General features: G+C 45.9%; 25 protein-coding genes. 10 read left to right on the forward strand and 15 right to left on the reverse strand.

What is annotated here, in order from left to right; all coding sequences use genetic code 11:
* Nucleotide 1: 1 nt before the first annotated feature.
* Nucleotides 2-526, reverse strand: coding sequence for a YceI family protein (locus tag BLV62_RS21340; RefSeq protein ID WP_089764135.1), 525 nt, complete (start codon nucleotides 524-526; stop codon nucleotides 2-4).
* Between the two features lie 172 nt (nucleotides 527-698).
* On the opposite strand from BLV62_RS21340, the gene BLV62_RS21345 reads away from it, so the two are divergent.
* Nucleotides 699-1,445, forward strand: coding sequence for a DUF4184 family protein (locus BLV62_RS21345; protein ID WP_089764137.1), 747 nt, complete (start codon nucleotides 699-701; stop codon nucleotides 1,443-1,445).
* Nucleotides 1,446-1,483: 38 nt separating this feature from the next.
* The gene (locus tag BLV62_RS21350; protein ID WP_089764139.1) at nucleotides 1,484-2,083 is read left to right on the forward strand and encodes a hypothetical protein; all 600 of its coding nucleotides are present in this window, start codon (nucleotides 1,484-1,486) and stop codon (nucleotides 2,081-2,083) included.
* Here BLV62_RS21350 and BLV62_RS21355 read toward each other — a convergent pair.
* Nucleotides 2,066-2,974: an SAM hydrolase/SAM-dependent halogenase family protein gene (locus BLV62_RS21355; protein ID WP_089764141.1), complete on the reverse strand. Its 909-nt coding sequence runs from the start codon at nucleotides 2,972-2,974 to the stop codon at nucleotides 2,066-2,068. The two genes, BLV62_RS21350 and BLV62_RS21355, sit on opposite strands and share 18 nt — an antisense overlap.
* Nucleotides 2,975-3,121: 147 nt before the next feature.
* Between BLV62_RS21355 and BLV62_RS21360 the strand changes: the two genes are divergently transcribed.
* Together BLV62_RS21360 and BLV62_RS21365 are read left to right on the forward strand one after the other, a co-directional pair.
* On the forward strand, nucleotides 3,122-4,219 hold the full coding sequence (locus BLV62_RS21360) for an acyltransferase family protein (protein WP_089764142.1): 1,098 nt from the start codon (nucleotides 3,122-3,124) through the stop codon (nucleotides 4,217-4,219).
* Between the two features lie 23 nt (nucleotides 4,220-4,242).
* Nucleotides 4,243-5,325 (forward strand): acyltransferase family protein, encoded by a 1,083-nt coding sequence (locus tag BLV62_RS21365; RefSeq protein ID WP_089764144.1) that lies wholly within the window; start codon nucleotides 4,243-4,245, stop codon nucleotides 5,323-5,325.
* Between the two features lie 305 nt (nucleotides 5,326-5,630).
* On the opposite strand, the gene BLV62_RS21370 is transcribed toward BLV62_RS21365, so the two are convergent.
* A complete protein-coding gene (locus BLV62_RS21370; protein ID WP_089764146.1) occupies nucleotides 5,631-6,536 on the reverse strand; it encodes an alpha/beta hydrolase in 906 nt (301 codons plus the stop codon).
* A gap of 307 nt (nucleotides 6,537-6,843) precedes the next feature.
* On the opposite strand from BLV62_RS21370, the gene BLV62_RS21375 reads away from it, so the two are divergent.
* Entirely contained in the window at nucleotides 6,844-7,275 is a 432-nt protein-coding gene (locus BLV62_RS21375) for a PepSY-like domain-containing protein (RefSeq protein WP_089764148.1), read from the forward strand.
* Nucleotides 7,276-7,429: 154 nt separating this feature from the next.
* Nucleotides 7,430-8,395 (forward strand): phosphatidylinositol-specific phospholipase C, encoded by a 966-nt coding sequence (locus BLV62_RS21380; protein ID WP_089764150.1) that lies wholly within the window; start codon nucleotides 7,430-7,432, stop codon nucleotides 8,393-8,395.
* 75 nt (nucleotides 8,396-8,470) lie between these two features.
* Here BLV62_RS21380 and mnhG read toward each other — a convergent pair whose 3' ends face one another.
* The 7 genes from mnhG to BLV62_RS21415 are packed head-to-tail and all read right to left on the reverse strand — an operon-like array spanning nucleotide 8,471 to nucleotide 14,191.
* Nucleotides 8,471-8,839: a monovalent cation/H(+) antiporter subunit G gene (gene mnhG / locus BLV62_RS21385; RefSeq protein WP_089764152.1), complete on the reverse strand. Its 369-nt coding sequence runs from the start codon at nucleotides 8,837-8,839 to the stop codon at nucleotides 8,471-8,473.
* Nucleotides 8,832-9,107 (reverse strand): monovalent cation/H+ antiporter complex subunit F, encoded by a 276-nt coding sequence (locus tag BLV62_RS21390; RefSeq protein ID WP_089764154.1) that lies wholly within the window; start codon nucleotides 9,105-9,107, stop codon nucleotides 8,832-8,834. Before BLV62_RS21390 ends, mnhG begins: the two co-directional genes overlap by 8 nt.
* Nucleotides 9,104-9,580: a Na+/H+ antiporter subunit E gene (locus tag BLV62_RS21395; protein ID WP_089764156.1), complete on the reverse strand. Its 477-nt coding sequence runs from the start codon at nucleotides 9,578-9,580 to the stop codon at nucleotides 9,104-9,106. Before BLV62_RS21395 ends, BLV62_RS21390 begins: the two co-directional genes overlap by 4 nt.
* Before the next feature lie 2 nt (nucleotides 9,581-9,582).
* Nucleotides 9,583-11,115 carry a proton-conducting transporter transmembrane domain-containing protein gene (locus BLV62_RS21400; protein WP_089764157.1) on the reverse strand — a complete coding sequence of 511 codons (1,533 nt, stop codon included), beginning with the start codon at nucleotides 11,113-11,115 and terminating at the stop codon, nucleotides 9,583-9,585.
* Nucleotides 11,112-11,465, reverse strand: a complete 354-nt coding sequence (locus tag BLV62_RS21405; protein WP_089764159.1) for a Na+/H+ antiporter subunit C — start codon at nucleotides 11,463-11,465, stop codon at nucleotides 11,112-11,114. Before BLV62_RS21405 ends, BLV62_RS21400 begins: the two co-directional genes overlap by 4 nt.
* 2 nt (nucleotides 11,466-11,467) lie before the next feature.
* Nucleotides 11,468-11,881 (reverse strand): Na+/H+ antiporter subunit B, encoded by a 414-nt coding sequence (locus BLV62_RS21410; protein WP_089764161.1) that lies wholly within the window; start codon nucleotides 11,879-11,881, stop codon nucleotides 11,468-11,470.
* Nucleotides 11,882-11,884: 3 nt separating this feature from the next.
* Nucleotides 11,885-14,191: a putative monovalent cation/H+ antiporter subunit A gene (locus BLV62_RS21415; RefSeq protein ID WP_089764162.1), complete on the reverse strand. Its 2,307-nt coding sequence runs from the start codon at nucleotides 14,189-14,191 to the stop codon at nucleotides 11,885-11,887.
* A gap of 144 nt (nucleotides 14,192-14,335) precedes the next feature.
* On the opposite strand from BLV62_RS21415, the gene BLV62_RS21420 reads away from it, so the two are divergent.
* The 3 genes from BLV62_RS21420 to BLV62_RS21430 all read left to right on the forward strand — a co-directional run bounded on the left by BLV62_RS21420 (nucleotide 14,336) and on the right by BLV62_RS21430 (nucleotide 15,967).
* Nucleotides 14,336-14,800, forward strand: a complete 465-nt coding sequence (locus BLV62_RS21420) for a hypothetical protein (protein ID WP_089764164.1) — start codon at nucleotides 14,336-14,338, stop codon at nucleotides 14,798-14,800.
* 14 nt (nucleotides 14,801-14,814) lie between these two features.
* Nucleotides 14,815-15,384: a Crp/Fnr family transcriptional regulator gene (locus tag BLV62_RS21425; RefSeq protein WP_089764165.1), complete on the forward strand. Its 570-nt coding sequence runs from the start codon at nucleotides 14,815-14,817 to the stop codon at nucleotides 15,382-15,384.
* A 73-nt stretch (nucleotides 15,385-15,457) separates the two neighbouring features.
* Nucleotides 15,458-15,967 carry a cupin domain-containing protein gene (locus tag BLV62_RS21430; RefSeq protein WP_089764167.1) on the forward strand — a complete coding sequence of 170 codons (510 nt, stop codon included), beginning with the start codon at nucleotides 15,458-15,460 and terminating at the stop codon, nucleotides 15,965-15,967.
* A 57-nt stretch (nucleotides 15,968-16,024) separates the two neighbouring features.
* On the opposite strand, the gene BLV62_RS21435 is transcribed toward BLV62_RS21430, so the two are convergent.
* On the reverse strand, nucleotides 16,025-16,903 hold the full coding sequence (locus BLV62_RS21435) for an NAD(P)H-binding protein (protein ID WP_089764169.1): 879 nt from the start codon (nucleotides 16,901-16,903) through the stop codon (nucleotides 16,025-16,027).
* A gap of 13 nt (nucleotides 16,904-16,916) precedes the next feature.
* Here BLV62_RS21435 and BLV62_RS21440 point away from each other — a divergent pair, with 13 nt between their 5' ends.
* Complete coding sequence (locus tag BLV62_RS21440) at nucleotides 16,917-17,390, forward strand: winged helix-turn-helix transcriptional regulator (RefSeq protein ID WP_225889667.1); 474 nt, start codon at nucleotides 16,917-16,919, stop codon at nucleotides 17,388-17,390.
* Here BLV62_RS21440 and BLV62_RS21445 read toward each other — a convergent pair.
* From BLV62_RS21445 to BLV62_RS21460, 4 genes are all read right to left on the reverse strand, one after another.
* Nucleotides 17,387-17,929: a cupin domain-containing protein gene (locus tag BLV62_RS21445; protein WP_089764172.1), complete on the reverse strand. Its 543-nt coding sequence runs from the start codon at nucleotides 17,927-17,929 to the stop codon at nucleotides 17,387-17,389. The genes BLV62_RS21440 and BLV62_RS21445 overlap by 4 nt on opposite strands.
* Before the next feature lie 154 nt (nucleotides 17,930-18,083).
* Nucleotides 18,084-18,518, reverse strand: coding sequence for an acetyltransferase (locus BLV62_RS21450; RefSeq protein WP_089764174.1), 435 nt, complete (start codon nucleotides 18,516-18,518; stop codon nucleotides 18,084-18,086).
* A gap of 27 nt (nucleotides 18,519-18,545) precedes the next feature.
* Nucleotides 18,546-19,487, reverse strand: coding sequence for a helix-turn-helix domain-containing protein (locus BLV62_RS21455; RefSeq protein WP_089764175.1), 942 nt, complete (start codon nucleotides 19,485-19,487; stop codon nucleotides 18,546-18,548).
* Nucleotides 19,488-19,573: 86 nt separating this feature from the next.
* Complete coding sequence (locus tag BLV62_RS21460) at nucleotides 19,574-20,434, reverse strand: SDR family NAD(P)-dependent oxidoreductase (RefSeq protein ID WP_089764177.1); 861 nt, start codon at nucleotides 20,432-20,434, stop codon at nucleotides 19,574-19,576.
* Nucleotides 20,435-20,575: the final 141 nt, after the last annotated feature.

Raw genomic sequence — 20,575 nt, forward strand, 5'->3', positions numbered from 1 at the left:
TCTATTGTCGAACCAACTGGATTTCCATATTCAGTTTTACCTCATCGCTCAAGACGATGCCTCCTGCTTCCGTGGTTGCGTTCCAACGCAGGCCGTAATCGGTCCTGTGCAACCGGCCTTTAAGCGAGAAGCCTGCTTTTTGCTGACCGTAAGGATCAACAGTCAGGCCGGTGTGATGCACGTCCAGCTCAATGGGATGAGTTTCGCCCTTAATAGTCAGATCGCCGGTTAACTTGTAATTTTCATTATCGATCTTTTTCACTTTTTTAGAAACGAAACTGATCTTCGGATAGTTGGAAGCGTCAAAAAATTCGCCGTTCTTCAGGTGCTCGTCCCTCTGCTTGTTTTGCGTATCGATACTGTCTGCAGCCGCTTCAAAAGAAATGCTGGCGTCATGAAAATCATCGCTCGCTGTCTGTACCTGTCCGTTGAACCTTGTAAAATAACCACTTACATTGGTGATCATCAGGTGTTTTACTTTGAATCCAATTTCGCTGTGTGATTCATCAATTATCCAATTAGTCATAGATCTTATTTTTTTGTTTTCAAAGAATTACCTAATAAATTTACGTGTTATCACATATATAAAGCGTGGACAATTATCCGAAAAGCTTGGACCAAAAAACCTTTAACATTTCCTTAAGCCTGGCATTAATCAATCCCAATCCCCTAACTTCGCAAACAATAACCATTAACCGATGCCATTCACTATTTCACATGCGGCGATAGTAACTCCATTCACTACCACGAATAACAAATACCTTTCTGCTACCGGCCTCATTATAGGAAGCATGGTCCCTGATTTCTTTTACTTTATCCTTCTCAACCCCTATTTTTCCCTGGGGCATACCTGGTGGGGAATATTTGTTTACGATATCCCGTTAGGAATAGTACTGGCATTCCTGTACCATAATGGCGTAAAACAGGCTCTCGGCTTCTATTTACCAAAGTTCCTGGGCGGCAGGCTGTCAGCATTCCACGACTTCAACTGGAACAGGTATTTTAAAGCAAATTCACTGACTGTGATCAGTTCCCTGATCCTTGGTGTGCTGACCCATTTCTTCCTGGATGGGTTTACCCATGAAGACGGTTATTTTGTTTTATTGCTTCCATCCCTGCAAAACGACACTATCGTTCTCGGGCATACGATGAAAGCCTGGTATTTGCTTCAATATCTCACCTCGATAGCAGGATTGCTGGTATTATACTGGTATTATATGAAGATGCCGTTAGCTGATGCTCCCAGCGCCACTCTGCCGGTGAAAACCAGGTTCTGGGCAACCTCGGCAATTACAGCAAGCCTGATACTTATCATGAATGAAATTTTCCACCATATCGACTGCAAGGGGATGGATTACCTGGCCATCATATTGGGCGGGGCTTTCTACGGATTATTGATCAGCGTATTTGCATTCCGCAAACATACCGTCACTATTCTTTCTTAATAGTTGCTGTATATTTGAGTACTGTCAACTTCCACGCCATGAAAAGAATAGTACTGCTAGTATTCTGCCTGTTCAGCACACATATTGTTGTATCCCAGTCTTTCATGCAAACTTTTGGCATCAATGGCTTCATGGACCGCTACCAGTCTAAAACCACTATCAGCTCCGGCCTGGCATACACTGTCCGGTATAACTTCATGGAAAAAGAGAAGATGTCGATCTCCGTTGGCTTGCCTATGAGCCTGGGAGGCGTTGCGAAAGACGGCGAATATGGCGGCTACTACTACGATGCGTCCTATCTTAAAAACTTCCGCTTTATGATAGATATCCCTTTAGTGGTCAATTTCAATTTCGCTGGTTTATCAACTCCTGACAACAAACAGTTGTTCGGGGGTTTTGTTGGCGGCGGTATAGGGTATCATTTTGGTCCTGTTACCAAGGAGAAGGTAGACAGCTACGGCTACCTGAACTACGATGAAACAACTCAAAGCGCCGCTGGTCCTGTGCTCAACGGTGGTTTCAGGCTCCGGTTCGGAAAAAATGATAACAATTACATTGAAGCAAGGGGCTCATACATGAAGAGCTTTCTTAAACATGATGCCGATGTGATAGGCATACAGTTAACGTTTGGCTGGTAAACTTACTTCCACGCTCCACTCGTTTCCGCTGCCAATCTGGTGTACGGCAGCAAAATTCCCCTGGTTTAAAGCAAACGATAATTCCATCAGGCTGTTCAGGTAAGCCAAAGGTTGCCCTACCGGCACCTCCCCGAATGTTTGTTCATATGGCGCGTCTGTTTCAAATACTTTCTTACCCTGGTGATAGAATATGACGTGAAATACATCTCCATACCCGGGATGAAGCGTATTGAGAATATCCTGGCCGATGTTAGTCCAGATGTTGCCATATTGCACATCCAGCACGGGAATATTTCCTTTGATCACATTATTCTCTACAGTGGCTTCCTGGTAAGGCAAAGTAACTACCGTTGCCGCCAGCAAAGGGCCTACCTGTTCGAAAGATATCTTGCCTGACGCCAGTCTTGCCGCTGTATAGGCGTAAACATCCCGACCATGAAAAGTGTAAGAGCCTTTGGAGCCTTGTCGCCTGTTCACTGCTTCATTGATCTCCCGTACCGCTGCTATACCGAGCGAGGAGGCTACCAGGGTAAGCGTTCCATTATCGGGTGTAACAATGAAATGCCCGGACCTGGTTTTCAGAACAACTGACTTCCTATCTGTTCCAACGCCAGGGTCTACAACCGAAACAAATACAGTTCCCCTGGGCCAGTAGGCAACTGTTTGCTCCAGGCGATAGGCTGCTTCCCAAATATTGTAAGCGGGAATTTCATGGGTTAGATCAAATAACCTGAGCGAGGGATCAACTGTAATAGCCACGCCTTTCATGGCTGCTACAGCGCCGTCTTTCAATCCAAAATCAGATTGCATGACCACTGTTTTGTTCTGGGCGAATGCGGCCAGGTTGCAGGCAAGAAGAAAAGAAAGCAGCAGTAACCGGATAGTTTTCATGGCAAATAAGCATATTATAATTACCCGGAAATTACGCAATGAAGTTGTAATCCAAAAAATATGACTGAAGTGCTATTACAGCAGGCGCCATTAACTTGGTACTTTATCTGGTTACAATCCTTTCACCCTCGAATAACATCCCGTAATATGAAGAAGCTAAATAGTATCCAGTTCCTCCGCGCCTTTGCCATCTTATTACTGATCTACGCCGGAGCTATACAACTGGCGTCTACCTTTGCCAAATCGCAACAACAACAATTCTTTCATCTGCGTTATTTCGGTTTCATGGGCCTCGACCTTTTCATGGTGATCGCCGGGTTTATGACTGGCTATTCTTTCTATTATTACAGTGGGAAGAAAGACGGGATAGAGTTTTTAAAGAACCGCTTTCTGCGTATCAATCCATTATACTATATCGGCACGTTGATCTTTATGGTGTTTGTATGCTTCCTTCATAAGAACTTTCCTTTCGTGCTGGTATTATCCGGGTTGCGCGATATGTTCCTTCCATTCAGGGTACTAAATGCGCAACAGCAATTTTACCTGTTGCTGGTAGATTCGTGGCCCTTCACCTTTCTTTGGCTTTTCTATATCTTATTTGCATTAACCATCTTTTTCAGGATCAAAAAGAAATTGTTGGTATTAGGTCTGTTGCTGTTAGTATTAAGCATAGCTGGTTTTTATATTACTGCTTATGTGCAGTTCCGTGCTAAATATGTTACCAGTCCTATTATGCTGGAGTATTTATCCGGCCTGCTTATCTATTGGTTGTACAGGGAGCGGAAGATACCCGGATATGCGGCTACAGCTTTCCTGATATTGGGAGTAGCAGGTTATATCTATAACATCTTCTTTGGAGATAATGATATATTCAGAACAAAGGGAGATCTTGACCAGATCTATGAATTAAGACATGTATTGTTGATGGGAGTTCCGGCTGTTATGTTGGTTGCAGGTTGCATAGAGATGGAACGCAACGGGAAATTGATGCCGGTCTGGAACAACCGCTGGTTTTTGCTGACCGGCAATGCCGCTTATTCTATCTTCCTGGTTTACCCGACCGTTTACTTCCTGTTGATCATGGGATATATACAAATAGGGAAAGCGCCGAACCCCGACCTGAATATCTGGCTGCACATGCCTATTGCCTGGGGTCTGGGTATATTATTTTACAGGAAAGTGGAAATCCCTTTACTGGCTATGTTTGAAACCCCTCATACCCCAACAACTTATGCCAACGCATAGGTTAACCATTCAAAGCATGCGCTATGAAAATTAACAGCATTCAGGCGTTACGTGCGTTAGCTGTAATACTGGTAACGCATGTGCACTCTATCGACCTTCAAATGATGTTTGCCAGGTCATTCCAGGAAAGCTTTTACTACCTGCAAAACCTTGGGGCTATTGGGGTAGATCTCTTTTTCGTGATATCGGGTTTTATTATCAGTCATGTTGCGGGACGTTATAGCGGAACCAGCGACGCGCTTAAGTTCCTGGAAAAACGTTTCCTGCGCATCAATCCTGTCTACTACCTGGCAACGGCTATATATTTTGTGCTGATATGCTTCCTGGATGCGCGGATGGGATTGAATGAATTATTTATCAGGGCGTTAAATGCGCTGCTGATCATTCCTGTTATTGAACCCCAGTTACACCCGTTTGTACCGGTACTGGGCGTTGGTTGGTCTTTAAGCTTCGAATGGATGTTCTATCTCTTTTTCTGCCTAACTATCCTGCTGAGGATAAAGTATAAAGTTCCTTTTCTCGTGGTGCTGATAGTTGTAATAGTGACATTGGGTCGTATCTACCATCCAAATTTCTGGGTAACCTTTTACAGTCACCCGTTGTTGCTTGAATTCCTGTTTGGGGTGATCATGCATTGGGTATACAACCATGTTCGTATAGGAAGAGGCGTTGCATTTATGTTATTCGCGCTTGGAGGGGGCGGGTACATCTTCAATATATTCCATAATTTCAAAGACATCGCGGAGTTGCCGAACATCCTGCAGGCCGATGATCAACTGAACAGGGTCCTGCTCTGGGGAGTGCCCAGCCTGTTCCTATTTGCGGGGTCAGTTTTCCTGGAAAAGGCCGGGGTATGGCGCAAGTTATGGAGCCATCCCTTTGTGCTGTTGCTTGGCGATGCGTCTTACTCTATTTACCTGTGCCATCCGATCGTGTATTATATCCTGATGTTCATTTATGTTAAAATCGGTTTCTTCCTCAACGCTGATCTGGCGGTTATTTTACAAATGATGCTGGGGGTAGCGGGAGGACTGCTTTTCTACAAAACGATTGAAAAGCCTGTTATCGCCTATTTCCATCCACCTGTGCAAAAGCTGACAGCCTAACAGGTTTAGTAACTGGCCGGATATTTATGAAACTAAACAGTATACAGGTATTGCGGGCTTTAGCCGTTGTATCTGTTACGTATATCCATGCGATGCGTTTGCAAAGCCAGTTTGCCCATTCTTATCAACAGCCTTTTTATAGGTTGGATGATTGCGGGGTGCAATATGATTAATGGGGGATTGAGCAGGATATTTTTTACCGGTGGGCGGGCAGCCGTTATAGCTTATTTCCAGACGACCAGACAAAAACTGCCGGCATAAAAATGACCGGCAGCATACATAAAAAGTGTGAATCTGACCTCTTGTTAATCTGCTTTTCCTGTATTGGAACTATTAGCTTTCGCGGGATACCAGCCGCCACGCTTCATCCATGAAAGCATGGGGGCCAGCCAGTCTTCCGTCGGTTCCCGTTGTACGAAGCCATGGTCGCCTGTCGGGTAAAGGTGAAGTTCCGCGGGTATACCTACTTTGACCAGGCTTTGATAAAATACAGTACTGTTGTTTACGTTCACTACCTGGTCGTCGTTGGTATGGGCTATATAAGCCGGTGGGGTGTTATTGTTCACCCATTCTTCGTTGGAGAAGAATTCTATCTTCTCTTTGGAGGGATTAGGTCCTAAAAGGCTGTTCAGTGAGCCTTCATGTGCGAGCCCTTTTTGCATACTGATAACGGGGTATACCAGTATCATGAAATCGGGGCGTAGGTCTGTTTTTTCGGGGTTGGGTATCAGCGTTTTAAAGCTATGCGTACCCAGTGTTGCGGCTAGATGTCCTCCTGCAGAATAACCTGCAATTCCTATTTTGTTCTTATCCAGGCCCCATTCGCTGGCCCGGCTTCTTACCACCCGGATTGCCTGTTCGGCATCCTGCAATGGAGCTATGCTTTTATCTCTCATTTTAGTATCAGATGGGAGACGATATTTCAATACAAAAGCGGTTACACCTTTATCGGCGAATGCTTTTGCCACATCCAACCCTTCTTCTTTGAATGCCAGGAAAGCGTATGCGCCTCCCGGGAAGATAATGATAGCAGTACCGTTGGCTTTACCGGGTGCAGGTTTGAAAATGGTTAGCGTCGGAATATCTTCTGTGGTTAGTTTACCAATACTATTGGGAATAGAATCTTTATAAAGGGGGATTTCCTGTTGTGCTTGCAGTGTGCCGGCGGTTCCTAAAATGGCTAATAACAATCCTAATGTTAATACTTTCATGATCTTTGTTTAAGAAACTGGATTTAAGCATATGAAAGTAGAACAAAGGGCCTGGACGTTTGTTTCACCGAGGTAAAGCGGATCTGCTTAACAACTGATTAACAAAAACAGCGTTCACGCAACAATTTATCGCCGTTGTTGTAATCATTGTATCGTACAGGTTAAACCTGTTGGAGAAGCGTAGTTACTGACCACGCAGCAAAGCGGCAACCGGCTGCATGAACAAATGGCAAAGCCAGGCAGGAAACGGGCATAAAACGGCAGGCGGTTAACCCGGTAGAATCATCACTTTTAAATCATCAGGACCATGAAATACTTTATCTCTTTACTTCTAATCTTACCGGCTTATCTACCCGGGCATTCCCAGGGCAACGACATACCCAACGCCGTTATGAAAACATTCAAAGCAAAATTCCCTGCCGCTGCCAAAACGGAATGGGAAAGAAAAGGTGATATTTACCAGGCCGAGTTTGAAATCGGGCGAGCGGACCACAAAGCCTGTTTTGATGAAACGGGACGCCTCACCATTTACAAAATGGAAATTCCCGTCGCCGAGCTGCCAGTTCCTGTTTTAAAAGCTATCCGGAAACAATACAAAGGATATACGATAGACGATGTGGATAAAGTAGATAATAGCGGTAAAATCTATTACCAGGTTGAGTTGGATGGTCGCCCTGCGGATGCAAAGGTGATCTTCTCCCCTGATGGCGCTATCCTGAACGATGAGGCTTTCTGGTGAACAGGCTGTTTGCTGAAAGAGGCATGGAATACCCCGGCAGTTTATTACGTAAACGGTTAAGTAAAAAGTAATGGTTGGGTATTTTAAAAAAATGTTACCGCGCTATTTCCGCAGCGGGCCGCCTTATGTTTATATAACATAAAAAATTCCTCTTATGAAGCGTCACACCTATTTACTGGCATTGCTGACACTAGGATTATTCAGCTGCAAAAAAGACCTCACAAATCCAGAAACCAGGTTACCAGAGAACAGCAACAACAGCCTGATCACTGCATCTGCACTCACCGTTTCGCTAACTGCATGGATGGGAGCTATTAACGACAACACTTCGTTATCGGCGCTTTCCATTCCCGGCACCCACGACAGCGGCGCACGTGTAGAACCAGTCAGTGGTACAGCAAAATGCCAGAACCTATCTATCCGTGAACAATTAGACGCCGGTACAAGGTATCTCGACATCCGATGCAGGCACATTGGAGATGCATTTGCCATTCATCATGGCTCCATCTATCAAAACCTTAACTTCAATGATGTAATAACTGCCTGTTACGATTTCCTTGCAACCAATCCTACGGAAACCATTATCATGAGCGTCAAAGAAGAGTACGACCCAAGCAACAACACCCGGTCGTTTGAGCAAACCTTCGATAGCTACACACAGGCTAATCCCAGCAAATGGGTACTGGGCGCTACTATCCCAACCCTGGGTTCCGTAAGGGGAAAAATTGTGCTGCTCCGCAGGTTCGGCGCCAGCAATACTCCAAAGGGTATTGATGCCACCAACTGGGCCGACAACACTACTTTTTCCATCAATAACGGCAACGCCAATCTGAGGGTACAGGATCAGTACGTGGTTCCTGACAATAACGGAAAGTGGACAAGCATTACTAACTTACTTTCAGAAGCCTACAGCGGTAGTTCTTCTGTACTTTACCTTAACTACACCAGCGGATATAAATCCCTGATCTTTGGCATTCCGAGTATCACTACCGTATCAAATGCGATCAATCCAAAGACTGATACTTATTTTACTACCAACACTCATGGCAGGTATGGAGTTATACCGATGGATTTCGCCACAGCCAGCAGGAATACCCTTATCATTAATACAAACTTCTAGCTGGCGATACTGATAATTTCTGGTTTCTGATCATAGGTCTTTGGGCGGGGGCAACCCCGCCCTTACAGCAAAAGGTCATTGTTTCTCCCCTTCCTCACTTTCCAACTGGTGCGTCTGGTCGTTATACTTTCCTTTCAGTTCGTCTACCACCGAATGCTTCCAAAGCCTTGTTCCTATCAGGTAAGCCGCCCTTCCGATCATATGTCCTGCTACCGGGGCCGTTAATACCAGGAAGAAGATGATAGCCAGTACCTTGGTACTGATAGAAACGTCTGCAAAGAAAACAGCGGCTGCAGCCAGCAACAAACCTATACCCAACGTAGCTGCTTTGATAGTGACAGACAATTGCAGGTAGAAGTCCGGCATTCTTGCTATCCCGATTGCCGCAATCAACACCACTATCGATCCAACGGTACATAAAAACATGATTAATATATCACTCATTCTCTTTCTTTTTTTCCAGGTAATAAGAAAATGCTATCGTTCCCAAAAATGCGATCAGCGCCAGTATCATCGCATCGTCCAGGAACGTGGATTGCCCCGTCTGGATACTGTAGATGGTAATGATCCCTATACCGATGGTGATCAGCAGATCCAGCGCTATTACCCTGTTCACAATGGCAGGCCCTTTGAAAAAGCGGTATGCTACCAGCAGCACAGCCAGCAACAGGATAGGCAATACAACATATGTCAAATATTCGTTCAGGTTCATCGTAAAATATCTAGCAAACGTTTTTCCAATCCTCCTTTGATCTGTTGGATAAAGGCGTCTTTATCTTCCAGGTACATCACATGTATATAAACAACTTTTTTGTCATCGCTTACATCCAGTATCAGGGTACCCGGGGTCAGGGAAATAAGGTTAGTAAAGAAAGTGATCTCCAGGTTTGTTCTTGCATCCAGCGGGTATTTTACAATTCCAGGCTTCATGAAGAAGCGGGGCGTGATCACATCATACGCCACATGCAGGTTAGCTTTCAGCATCTCATAAATGAAAAAGAAAATAAAGCTGATGATCGCCGGCACACGGGTAAAATATCTCTTGGAGTCATCTTCTTCTCCCACTATCCACAATATCACATAACTCAAAATAAACCCAAATGCAAAATTCACTACTACCAGTTCCCCTGTTAGCATAACCCAAATGAGGGTGAGCATAATATTTAATAGAAATTGTTTTATCATGCCTATTCACTTTGAGGTGTTTTAACTGCATCTGCTCCCAGCACCGCCTGTATATATGGTTCGGGGTGCAGCAGGTCGTTCGCTATCCTTTCAGATAATACATTGATACGTTGCGCAAAAAATCCTATATACAACGAAAGAACCGCCAGGAATACAACAGGGGTTATCAGCATTCCCCGCTTCTTCCAGTTCATTCCACTAAAATCATCTGTCAGCTTATTTTCCATCTCCTGTCCCTTCTTCCAAAACACATCTCCCCACATCTTCGCCATCACGTACAGGGTAACAAGACTCGCTATTATCATAGCTGCCAACAGGTACCAGGCGCCTGTCGTAAATGTTTCCCTGAATAAATAGATCTTAGGCCAGAATCCCGACAACGGCGGAATCCCCACCAACGAGAAAAAAACAACCGAGAACAACAACGATAAGCGCGGGTAATCTTCGTACATCCCTCCCAGTTCGTCCATGTTCATAGTGCCTCTTATTTTATAGATCAGGCCACTCACGAGGAAAAGGTTTGTTTTAACAATGATGTCATGCACCAGGTAGAATACCGTTCCGGCCAGCGCCAACCTGGTATACATTCCAATTCCTCCGAGCAGGAAGCCGATATGACAAACGATCAGGTAAGAGAACATCATTCTCATATTCCTTTTTGTAAGCGCGCCGAAAGCGCCTGTTAAGAGCGTGAGGCTCGCTATTACCAGGAAAACCTGTTTAGTGAAAGGGTCTGGTACAAATATCAGCGTATATACCCGGATGAGCGCATAGATCCCAACTTTTGTCAGCAATCCGCCAAAAATAGCGGCAATGGCCGATGGCGGGGTATGGTAAGAAGAAGGCAACCAGAAATACAGCGGGAAAACAGCCGATTTAATACCGAACCCGATAAAGAAGAGCAGCCCTGTTATCTCTACCAATCCCTTATTGGGAATGGCCGACATTTTCAGCGACAGATCCGCCATGTTCAGGCTGCCTGTCAAGCCATAGAGGATCGCTATTGCTGTCAGGAACATAACGGATGCCAGGAGGTTCAATGTTACATATTTGATCCCTCCTTCTACCTGCGGTTTTCTTCCTCCCAATGTCATCAACACAAAAGATGAGATGATGATCACTTCAAACCAGACATACAGGTTAAAGATATCTCCCGCCAGGAAAGCCCCGTTCAAACCCAGCAACAAGAAATGAAAGATGGGAAAGAAACCGTATTGAATACGTTGCCTGCTGATGCCAACCGTTGAATAAACGCAAACGGCCAGGCCTGTGAATCCCGTTAACAGGATCATGGTGCTGCTGAAAACATCTGCAACAAAAGTGATCCCGAACGGAGCCTGCCAGTTGCCCGCCTGCATGGTCAGGTAACCGGCCCTGTAAGTTTTGATAAAAAGACCTACGCTCAGGCCCATTACCGCCAGGCTGCCCAGTACGCTGATGATGCGCTGCGTATTCACCTTACGCCAGAAAAATATCAGGAGTACGGCTGTAAACATATGTCCTATGATCGGTAGAATTAAATAACGGTCTGTCATATACTGGTGTCCGGTGTATTAAGGTCGTTCAGGTCGTCTGTCTGGATCAATGCGTGCACCCGTTTCAGTAATACGATGGCAAACGCCTGCAAACCGAAACTGATAACAATAGCCGTAAGAATAAGCGACTGCGGCACCGGATCGGCATACACGCCCGTGAGCACCTTGTCGGTTTCCCCGATAATTGGAGGCTTTCCGCGGGTGATCCCTCCCAACAAAAAGATCAGCATATTAGCGCCGTTGCCAAGTAAAATGAGACCTATCAGGAGTTTCACCATACTTCGCCTCAGCATCATAAAAATGCCGGTTGCGTAAAGTATCCCTATCAATATCAATAACAGCAATTCCATAACTATAAAATGGTTTCCGAGATGGTGAACAGAATGGTAAGCGCAATGCCTATTACCACGAAGAAAACTCCGATATCAAAAAACAACGGAGTGCCCAACAACCCTATTATCGGTATGTGGATGGACAGCCATTCCGCACTCATAAAAGGTTTGCCGGCAAACATCGGCGCCAGGCCGCTTAACAGCGAAATAGCCAGGCCTGTAGGGATGAAAGCCCCCGGAGGATACCTTAACAACTTCCTCGTGCTCTGCAATCCATTTGCGAACGCATGCAACACGAAAGCGATACTCGCAATCAATCCGCCTACAAAACCACCGCCCGGTTTATAATGCCCCCTGAAGAGGATAAACACCGCGAACAGCAGCAGCAAGGGTAACAGGTAGTTCGAAGCGGTTTTCAGGATAATGCTTTTCATAATCTATTCTTTAGTTGTTGAATTCACCCGCAGTTTCATCAGGCTGTAAACACCCAGCGCCGCGATAGTCAATACAGTGATCTCCACCAACGTATCGAAACCCCGGAAGTCGACCAGCATCACGTTCACCACATTCTTTCCTTTAGCCATTACATAGGCATTTTCAGCATAGAAACGGCTGATCTCTTTTGTGGTAGGCTCATTCATCGCCTCCAGTGCGATGATGGAGATAACGGCGCCAAATAATGCAGCCAGTACAGCATCCCGCAGGATCACCTTACGGTCGTTGATCTTCAGGAATGGAGGAAGCCTGAATAACACCAGTACAAACAGCACTACGGTAAGGGTATCGATGGTAAACTGGGTCATTGCCAGGTCTGGAGCGCTGTAGATAACAAACAGGAGGCATATACAGTACCCCACTACACTCAAACTGGCTACTGCATTGATCCTGGAAGATGTGGACACACTCTTCCAGATGGCTGCCAGTATGATCGCAAATACAACGGCATCGTATAGCCGGATCCCGGAAATATTGGTTTTAATATCGAAGTAGACCTTTACATCAAGTACCAGCTTTAATCCCAGCAGGCAGGTGATGAAAATGATGATAATGCTGACGTAAGCTCTGAGGTAACCGCTATGGAACAGGTTCGTGTACCAATTAGAAAATTTCAGGAATGCCCTGCTGCATTTTATCGTTATGGCTTCGGGACTGAAGTGCTGCCATTTGTCTGTCAACGGCCTGAAAGCCGCCGATGGTGCATAGAGGAAATACAACAGGCAACCTGCAACCAATGTAATGCCGCTGAGCAACAGTACGGTATTAAACCCATGCCATATTTTAAGCGGTGGCAGCGTTCCCTGGCCGCCTATTGAGGTATATACCTGCCGGATCAACGCCTCGTCGGTCAGCGAAGGCAGCAGGCCAAACACCACGCCCAACAGGGCAAGTACCAACGGGGGTATCCATAACCGCCATCCGGGCAAATGCAGTTGCCTGTACTGTTGGGGCAATTCCCCGGCAAAAGGCCTGATACCAGCCTGGAAGCCGGCATACAACACAAATATATTGGTAAGCACAGCAACCGCTGTAAGCAATACTGCAAAAGAAGGCGCATGCAAAGTTGCTTCATAAATAAGATCTTTTCCTATGAACCCATAAGTTAACGGCACACCGGCGCTGGAGAGGGCGGCCAGCAGTCCTGCCGTTGCCACAGGCCACATTACTTTTCCCAGACCCCGCAGCAGCCCCACATGCCTGGTACCGGTTTCATGATCCAGTATGCCGGCTACCATGAACAACGCCGCTTTATAAAGTGCATGTACCAGGATGAAGGCGGCAGCAGCCAGCAAGGCCGCATCGGTACCTACTCCCAACAGGAAAACCAATATTCCCAGGGCCGCAATGGTGCTATAAGCGAGGATCTCTTTCAGGTCGGTCCGTTGAAGGGAATGAAAGGCGCTGTAAAGCATGGTAATGCCCCCAACAATCATGAGGGTAATATTCCAGGGGGCCGTATGCCCTAATATCGGGGTAAAGCGCGCCAGCAGGTAGATGCCGGCCTTAACCATGGTAGCGGAGTGCAGGTACGCAGAAACCGGGGTTGGCGCAACCATCGCGCCAGGCAACCAGAAGTGAAAGGGGAACTGCGCCGACTTGGTAAAAGCGCCTGCAAAAATAAACAGCAGCATCCATCCGTATAGCGTATGTTGCTGAAGGTTGCCCGCCGAAGCCAACAGGCTGTTGATAGAATAAGTGCCTGATGCAGATCCTATCAGTATGCAACCTGCCATCAACAGGAAACCTCCGGCGCCGGTAATGGTCAATGCCATCAGTGCATTGCGCCGGGATATTTTTTCTTCATTATTAAACCCTATAAGGAAGAAAGAACTGATGCTTGTCAGCTCCCAGAATACGAACAGCAAGACCAGGTTATCGGCCAGTACCATACCCAACATGGCGGCCATAAAAATACTCAGGTAACAGAAAAACCTGTTGAGGTATTGATGTCCTTTCAGGTAATAGGAAGCATAGAGGAACACGCCTGTTCCGATGCCGGTTATCAGCAGGCAGAAGAGCATCGATAATCCGTCCAGCTTCATATCTGCATTTACGCCCATTGATGGCACCCATTCGTATTTAAAACGTAAAGGCCCGGAAGCAAGAGCAGGAAGTAATGAGAAGAAATAGATGAAAAGGGTTAAGGGAAGCAGGGCGGGAATCCAGCCCATATTTTTTCTTATCGGCTTACCCGACAATAAAGCTATAATCGCGAAGAAAAACCCCGAAAGAACTGCTATGATCATATCGATGTTTTTGGTGCTTTGATAAATATAACGAAAGACTTGCAGAGTGCCATAAAAACGCAGTAAAAAGGCGGAGTTCTCCGGGCAAGCATCTATCTTTATACCTTTTAAACAGAATTTAGTTGTAAAAGACTGCTAACAAAAATGTATCCTATCTTATTGGCTATCCACTCGCTTGTCCGCTGGCTGGTAGTTATAACGCTTATATTGTCAATATTCCGTGCATATGCTGGCTGGAAGAACCGGAAAACTTTTTCCCAAAAAGATGAAAGTTTGCTACGTATGACCGTTGGAGTTGCACAACTGCAAATGCTGATCGGTATTGTATTATATTTTGTCAGCCCACTTGTCCGATATTTTTTCGGTCACCTGAGCAAGGCTATCAAACTACGGGAAATAAGATTTTTCGGGTTGGAACACAGTACTATGATGATCACCTCCGTTATACTGATCACAATAGGGGCGGGCTTATCGGCGAAACGTACGGATGATGCGCAGCGATTCCGCACCATCGCCATATGGTTCACCATTGCCTTCATCATTTTGTTCTTTTCTATTCCATGGCAGTTTTCACCGTTCACACACCGGCCTTTATTCAGATCTTTCTAATCCCGTTTTAATCTATGGAGCAGATATTCGACAAGTTATTGCCTTACGGAACGCTGTCTGATTCCAGCAAACAGGCATTCTTAGCTATAATGCAGGAAAGAACTGTCAGGAAACATGAGTTCTTCCTGCAGGAGGGCCAGTTGCCCAGGAATGCCGCCTTTGTGATCAAAGGATTATTCTCGCAGTATTTTACGGATGATGAAGGAAATATTGTTATAAAAAAATTCTTCGCAGAAAATGCTTTCATGGCTTCCATCAGCGCCTTGTTGACTAACCAGCCCAGTTTACTTAGTATGAAGGCGTTAGAAACAAGCAGGATATATGAATTTGATTTCCAGGTGTTCAGGGAACTGATGGAACAGCGTTCAGACCTCTTCAAACTTTATACCTGCTATATAGAGCAGCATTGGATCATTGAGAAAGAACCGCTGGAAGTTGCGTTCAGGAAAGACAGCGCGGCAACCAGGTATACGGAGTTTGTTAGAAATAATCCTCATTTGATCTCCCGTTTGAAACAACATGAAATAGCTTCGTTCCTGGGAATTACTCCAACCCAGTTAAGCAGGCTCAAACTCAATCTCTGAAATCTCAACATTTGTAAATGTTTTGGAGATCGGGGTCAGCGAACTTTGATCCCGGAATCAAAACATTATAGAAATGGAAACAAGTTACCTGAAAGATAACCTGAATGGCATTCCCACGATTGTGGAGCCGGCAGCAGGAGAGAAACTGGGCGTTGCCGGTACTGCTGCGCAGATAGTACTGAAACTGACCAGCGATATCACCAAAGACCAGTTTGGGCTGTATGAAATAACCCTTCCGCCGGGAGTTGTTGGAGCGCAGTTGCATTACCACAGGTTTATGGATGAAACCTTTATTGTAAAAAAGGGGCAGCTGACCGTGCAGCTTAACGACCGCTCTGTTCAACTGGCCGAAGGAGGCATTGCATTTGCGCCCCGGTTCACTCCACATGGTTTTTCAAATACCTCGTCTGCGCCGGTAACGCTATATCTCTTATTCAATCCTGGCCAGCAGCGGGAAGGGTTCTTCAAAGGATTGCAGGAGATACTCAGTGCGCAACCGGTGAACCCGGAGCTTTTCCTGCAATTATACCAGAAGTACGACAGCTTCCCGGTAGATGTGCATAATATGTTGCCGAAACAATAACAAGAACAGGGGTTGTATCAAAGCAGCAGCCTTACTTCAATACAACCCTTGTTTATTTCAGGCGCTGAAAACTTCATTCGTAAAATGCCCAAAGCTCCTGCTCCCGTTAATATCCAGCCTGTTTGCCTGGTAGTATTCGTTCAGCATGTTTTGCCGGATCGCCACCCCGGCATCTATCACATAGGCCTGTGCGGCATCTTTCGAAAAACCGTTCTGCATCAGTCCTTCCAATAGCTGATCATCAGGGAAAAAGGCCCATTGAACCTGCGGATTACCAATGGCAGATCCGATAGTTGCAGCGATCTGGCTGCCGTTTTTCACATCGCTGATGATGTGAAAGATATTAACACCCCGGAAGGAAAGATCATCAAGGTAGCGGAATGCTGCATCAGCAATATCGGCAGGGTGGGTAAGCAGCATATTAACGGAAGGAGGTACATTGTGGCCAATCATACCGCGTTCCTTCACATGATGCAGCTGCCCGTAAAAATTGGTGTAAAACATGGCTGGCCGCAGGTGTACCACATTCAGGTCTTTAACCCTGTTAAGTTCGGCCTCCAGGTTAAAAAAATTCTCCAGCGGCGCGGCGCCCGAAAGCGGCGTAACAATACTGCTGAGGTTAACCACGTATTGGATACCATGTTCCTGTATTGCAGCGGCATAATTGCCGGCTACCGTAGCTGAGAATGCGTTATAGTCGGCCATTGAAAAATCAGGGGGGATCATGGTGTACACGGCGTCGGCGCCTTTAAACGCGGTTGTTATAAACTGCCTGTCTTCCACGGAGCCGATCAATGCGCGGGCGCCAAGGGCTTCTATCTTTGCAGCTTTATCCTGTTTGGAACTTACCACACCTACGGTATGGCCTGCGGCTATTAATTTTTGGACAAGTGGCCGGCTTATGTTCCCAAGAGAGCCGGTGATAATGATTTTCATAAAAAATGTTGCTTTGATTACGCTGCAATACTACTTTGATACTTACTTTTGTACAAGTACTTACCCTAAAGTAGGCATTCAAATGACTGACATCAAAGCATCTTCAACAATACAGCAAAATAAGAATACTGTATTCAGCAATTGCCCGGTCACTTTTGTCATGGATAAGATCGGAGGTTATTGGAAACCTATCCTGTTATTTAATCTTTTAACAGGCGCCAAACGGTATAGTGAGCTGAGAAGAGCTGTGCCCACTATCACGGAAAAGGTATTGATCCAGCAGTTAAAACAACTGGAGCAGGATGGATTGGTTATTAGAAAATCAAAGCCTGTGGTGCCTCCACACGTAACCTACGATCTTACAAAAACCGGCAGGGCGTTAAGGCCGGTATTGCATGCTATGGCAACATGGGCGGTTCACAACAGTGGTAAACAGGGTAAAAGGTTTGCCCGGCAAATGGAGGAATTCCCAGCTGAGCAAAGCTAATTCCTGCAATACTGCGCTAACAGTTTTTCCCTGTACCCTAAAACCGAGGCAACCAGGTTTAACAGTTGCAGCAGCGGGAGTAACAGAACACCGGGACCAGCCAGGTGCATATCGCTGATCTTTGATACTACCGCCATTACCATCAGGTTCCTGGGCACTCCTTTATCATCGGTTTTTCCATCGGCGGCTAATCCGTATAAGATACGCAAGGCATCTTCAAATCCCTGGGAGCCGGGAAGTACAACTGTAGTAAAAACAACAGGGGCTCCGGAGTTGTTGGAAAATCGATGCGCCATGCCTTTTTCCACTGTCAGCTTCTGGCCCGCAGAAAGTACCAGGGTTCTGTTCTTCAAGGCGATGGTCAGTTCGCCGCTAACGACAACAAACGTTTCTGAAAAATTCCTGTGATAGTGCATGGGAGTTCCTCCTCCCGGCATCAGGGTAACCTGCAAAGTGGTGATCCGACCGCTGGTTGCTGCGGCGGTTTGTACAAAAGTTACTTCATCTTTAATTACAGGATTGATAATAGTGCTGTTCATACAGGGGTACTGAAAATTTTGGTCTTCTTATCGAATCTCGATTTCAGTACAAATGTACATGTCGTAAAATCCTTATTTACGGGTTATCGACGTATGCAATCTTTGGTAGCTATACAACATAATTTCGCAGACAAGCGGCATACCGGCAGGCCATCTAAAGCTCCATAAACAGTAACGGAAAGGGTTTACCCATACTATCCTTTTCAGAACGGCCTGTTACCTTAAATCCCAGGTGCTGATAAAACCCTACTGCCTGTGTGTTTTGCTCGTTTACATCTACAGCATTTATACCGCGTTCCTGGATGGCGTGCAGCATTAAAGCTTTGCCCACACCCAGCCCCCTGGCCGCGGGATCAACAAACAGCATTTCCACTTTTTTACCGGCTATTCCTATAAACCCGAGTATTTTTTCCCGCTCATCTTTGATACAGGATAATTCAACAGCTTTCAGGTATTCATTTAAGATCAAAGGCCTGAAAAACTGTATATCCGCCTCCGATAAAAAATCGTGCGTCGCTCTTACAGACGCTTCCCATACATTGGTGAGCTGTAAATATTCGTGCGCGGCTACCGATCTGATATTGTACATAAATTTCTCTTTAGAGGGTTAACCTGGTCAATTAAACGAGGAGCGGAATGCCATAGGCGTTTGAGCAGTTTTGCTTTTAAACAGTTTGCTGAAACTTTGCGGATGTTCGAAACCTAACTCGTAGGCGATTTCGCTGACAGACAAGTCGGTGGTTAAAAGTTTTTCCTTTGCTTTCTCGATCAGTTTTTCATGGATCAACTGTTGCGTGTTTTGCCCCGTCAGGGAGCGCAGCATATCACTCAGGTAGCTGGGCGAAAGATGCAATTGGTCTGCCAGGTATTGAACAGTTGGGGTGCCCTGGTGCAATGACCTTGACCCGGAGAAATAATCTTCCAATATGGCTTCAAGATTTTGCAGCAGAGAATTATTAACCTGTTTGCGCGTGATAAACTGTCGTTTGTAGAACCGGTGCGCATAGCTCAGCAACAGGTCGATCTGGGAGATGATAATATCCTGGCTGATCTCATCGATCCTATTATTTAGCTCATCTTCAATATTCCTGAAAAGAGCTATAATAACTTCCTTTTCCTTGGCCGACAAATGAAGCGCTTCGTTAACCGAGTAAGAAAAATAGTTGTATTGTTTAATCTTCTGCGCCAAGGGGGAATTCAGCAGGAAATCAGGGTGTATGAGTAACGTGATCTGCTGGTTAAGGCACCTGCTCTCATTATTTCCGGGTTCATTTTCCGCACCGCCGATAACCTGGTTTGGTGCAGCAAATAACAGCCCGCCTTCGTTGTAGTCGTAATACGTTTGCCCGTATTTTACAGAACAGCTTCCTGCATGCGGCCGAAGAGATATTTTATAAAAGCTCAGTACATGAGGTTGATGAATGGGTTGCAGGTTCCACTCCTTATCCAGGCCGTTGATTAGAGTGATCAACGGATGTTGCGGAGGTGGAAAGCCGGCAGCGCTCATCGCTTCCGACAACGATTCATATTTCACCGGTGCGTGTTCGCTCTTCTTCATATCTACAAAAATATAGTAAAAACAAATGTTTCCAATCGGTTAACCTAACAGCCGATGCCAAAATAGGCCCGGCTGTTATTGGTAATTTATCCTTGTGCCGCGTTAGATACAGCTTCCCATTCTTCCCAGGTCTTTAACCGGTTAGCATATGCTGCGCGGATCTCCGGCAAATTATGACGGCCCAGTGATAAACGCAGCGGAGGTTCAGCAGCATCAACTACCTTAAGGATTGCGCCGGCTGTGGCATTAGGGTTGCCTCGTTCCATACTGCCCAGTCCCTGGATTATCTTATTTCGCAAACCTTCGTAAACAGGCAGGCTGTTTTCATCTGTTAATGAAGCCTGGCTGCCAAACTCTGTAGCATAAGCGCCCGGTTCGATGATGGTAACGTTGATGCCAAATTGTTTCACTTCCATTGACAGGCTTTCGTGTATGGCTTCAAACGCCCATTTCGAAGAACAGTAGTAGCCAATCAGCGGATGCGCCACATGCCCGAGTCCGCTTGACGTGCCCAGGATATGCCCTTTGCCTTGTTTGCGCAGTAAGGGCAATGCTGCCTTGATCACAGAAACCGGGCCCAGTACGTTTGTTTCGTACAAAGCGCGGATATCGTCCAGGCTTGCTTCTTCGATAGTTCTGACGAGAGGGTACCCGGCATTATTGAGCACTATATCCAGCCTGCCGAAATATGCATGTGCAGCTTCCACAGCGTATTTTGCCTGTTCAGGATTGGTAACATCCAATGCCAGCGTGAGAACATTATTGCCATACTTTTCTTTCAGATCAGCAAGGCTTTCCGGATTACGCGCTGTAGCGGCAACTTTATCGCCCCGTTCCAGCGCTGCTTCCGTCCATATGCGTCCAAAGCCCCGGGAAGAGCCAGTGATAAACCATACTTTTCCTGTGTTATTTGCGGCATTTGCCGAGCTTCTGTTTTGTTGTTCCATCTTAAAATCTGTTTGATTTGTGGAACAAAATTCCGGAGATATCACCTGTTGCAAGTAGCCTAATCGGGGTACTTTGTAGGCTAATTGAGGATAACCTGCCAGGTATAAGGATAATTAACTGCCGCCGGCGGAAGTACATAC

Source organism: Chitinophaga terrae (ex Kim and Jung 2007) (assembly GCF_900107795.1).
GTDB classification, from domain to species: Bacteria; Bacteroidota; Bacteroidia; order Chitinophagales; family Chitinophagaceae; genus Chitinophaga; species Chitinophaga terrae.

Coding starts and splice junctions, on each gene's coding strand:
- BLV62_RS21380 (WP_089764150.1), top strand. CDS start 7,430: ATGAAGCGTCACACCTATTTACTGGCATTGCTGACACTAGGATTATTC.
- BLV62_RS21395 (WP_089764156.1), bottom strand. CDS start 9,580: ATGATAAAACAATTTCTATTAAATATTATGCTCACCCTCATTTGGGTT.
- BLV62_RS21435 (WP_089764169.1), bottom strand. CDS start 16,903: ATGAAAATCATTATCACCGGCTCTCTTGGGAACATAAGCCGGCCACTT.
- BLV62_RS21450 (WP_089764174.1), bottom strand. CDS start 18,518: ATGTACAATATCAGATCGGTAGCCGCGCACGAATATTTACAGCTCACC.
- BLV62_RS21405 (WP_089764159.1), bottom strand. CDS start 11,465: ATGGAATTGCTGTTATTGATATTGATAGGGATACTTTACGCAACCGGC.
- BLV62_RS21375 (WP_089764148.1), top strand. CDS start 6,844: ATGAAATACTTTATCTCTTTACTTCTAATCTTACCGGCTTATCTACCC.
- BLV62_RS21340 (WP_089764135.1), bottom strand. CDS start 526: ATGACTAATTGGATAATTGATGAATCACACAGCGAAATTGGATTCAAA.
- BLV62_RS21445 (WP_089764172.1), bottom strand. CDS start 17,929: ATGAACAGCACTATTATCAATCCTGTAATTAAAGATGAAGTAACTTTT.
- BLV62_RS21420 (WP_089764164.1), top strand. CDS start 14,336: ATGTATCCTATCTTATTGGCTATCCACTCGCTTGTCCGCTGGCTGGTA.
- BLV62_RS21425 (WP_089764165.1), top strand. CDS start 14,815: ATGGAGCAGATATTCGACAAGTTATTGCCTTACGGAACGCTGTCTGAT.
- BLV62_RS21430 (WP_089764167.1), top strand. CDS start 15,458: ATGGAAACAAGTTACCTGAAAGATAACCTGAATGGCATTCCCACGATT.
- BLV62_RS21345 (WP_089764137.1), top strand. CDS start 699: ATGCCATTCACTATTTCACATGCGGCGATAGTAACTCCATTCACTACC.
- BLV62_RS21460 (WP_089764177.1), bottom strand. CDS start 20,434: ATGGAACAACAAAACAGAAGCTCGGCAAATGCCGCAAATAACACAGGA.
- BLV62_RS21350 (WP_089764139.1), top strand. CDS start 1,484: ATGAAAAGAATAGTACTGCTAGTATTCTGCCTGTTCAGCACACATATT.
- BLV62_RS21360 (WP_089764142.1), top strand. CDS start 3,122: ATGAAGAAGCTAAATAGTATCCAGTTCCTCCGCGCCTTTGCCATCTTA.
- BLV62_RS21415 (WP_089764162.1), bottom strand. CDS start 14,191: ATGATCATAGCAGTTCTTTCGGGGTTTTTCTTCGCGATTATAGCTTTA.
- BLV62_RS21390 (WP_089764154.1), bottom strand. CDS start 9,107: ATGAACCTGAACGAATATTTGACATATGTTGTATTGCCTATCCTGTTG.
- BLV62_RS21455 (WP_089764175.1), bottom strand. CDS start 19,487: ATGAAGAAGAGCGAACACGCACCGGTGAAATATGAATCGTTGTCGGAA.
- BLV62_RS21410 (WP_089764161.1), bottom strand. CDS start 11,881: ATGAAAAGCATTATCCTGAAAACCGCTTCGAACTACCTGTTACCCTTG.
- BLV62_RS21400 (WP_089764157.1), bottom strand. CDS start 11,115: ATGACAGACCGTTATTTAATTCTACCGATCATAGGACATATGTTTACA.
- BLV62_RS21365 (WP_089764144.1), top strand. CDS start 4,243: ATGAAAATTAACAGCATTCAGGCGTTACGTGCGTTAGCTGTAATACTG.
- BLV62_RS21355 (WP_089764141.1), bottom strand. CDS start 2,974: ATGAAAACTATCCGGTTACTGCTGCTTTCTTTTCTTCTTGCCTGCAAC.
- BLV62_RS21370 (WP_089764146.1), bottom strand. CDS start 6,536: ATGAAAGTATTAACATTAGGATTGTTATTAGCCATTTTAGGAACCGCC.
- mnhG (WP_089764152.1), bottom strand. CDS start 8,839: ATGAGTGATATATTAATCATGTTTTTATGTACCGTTGGATCGATAGTG.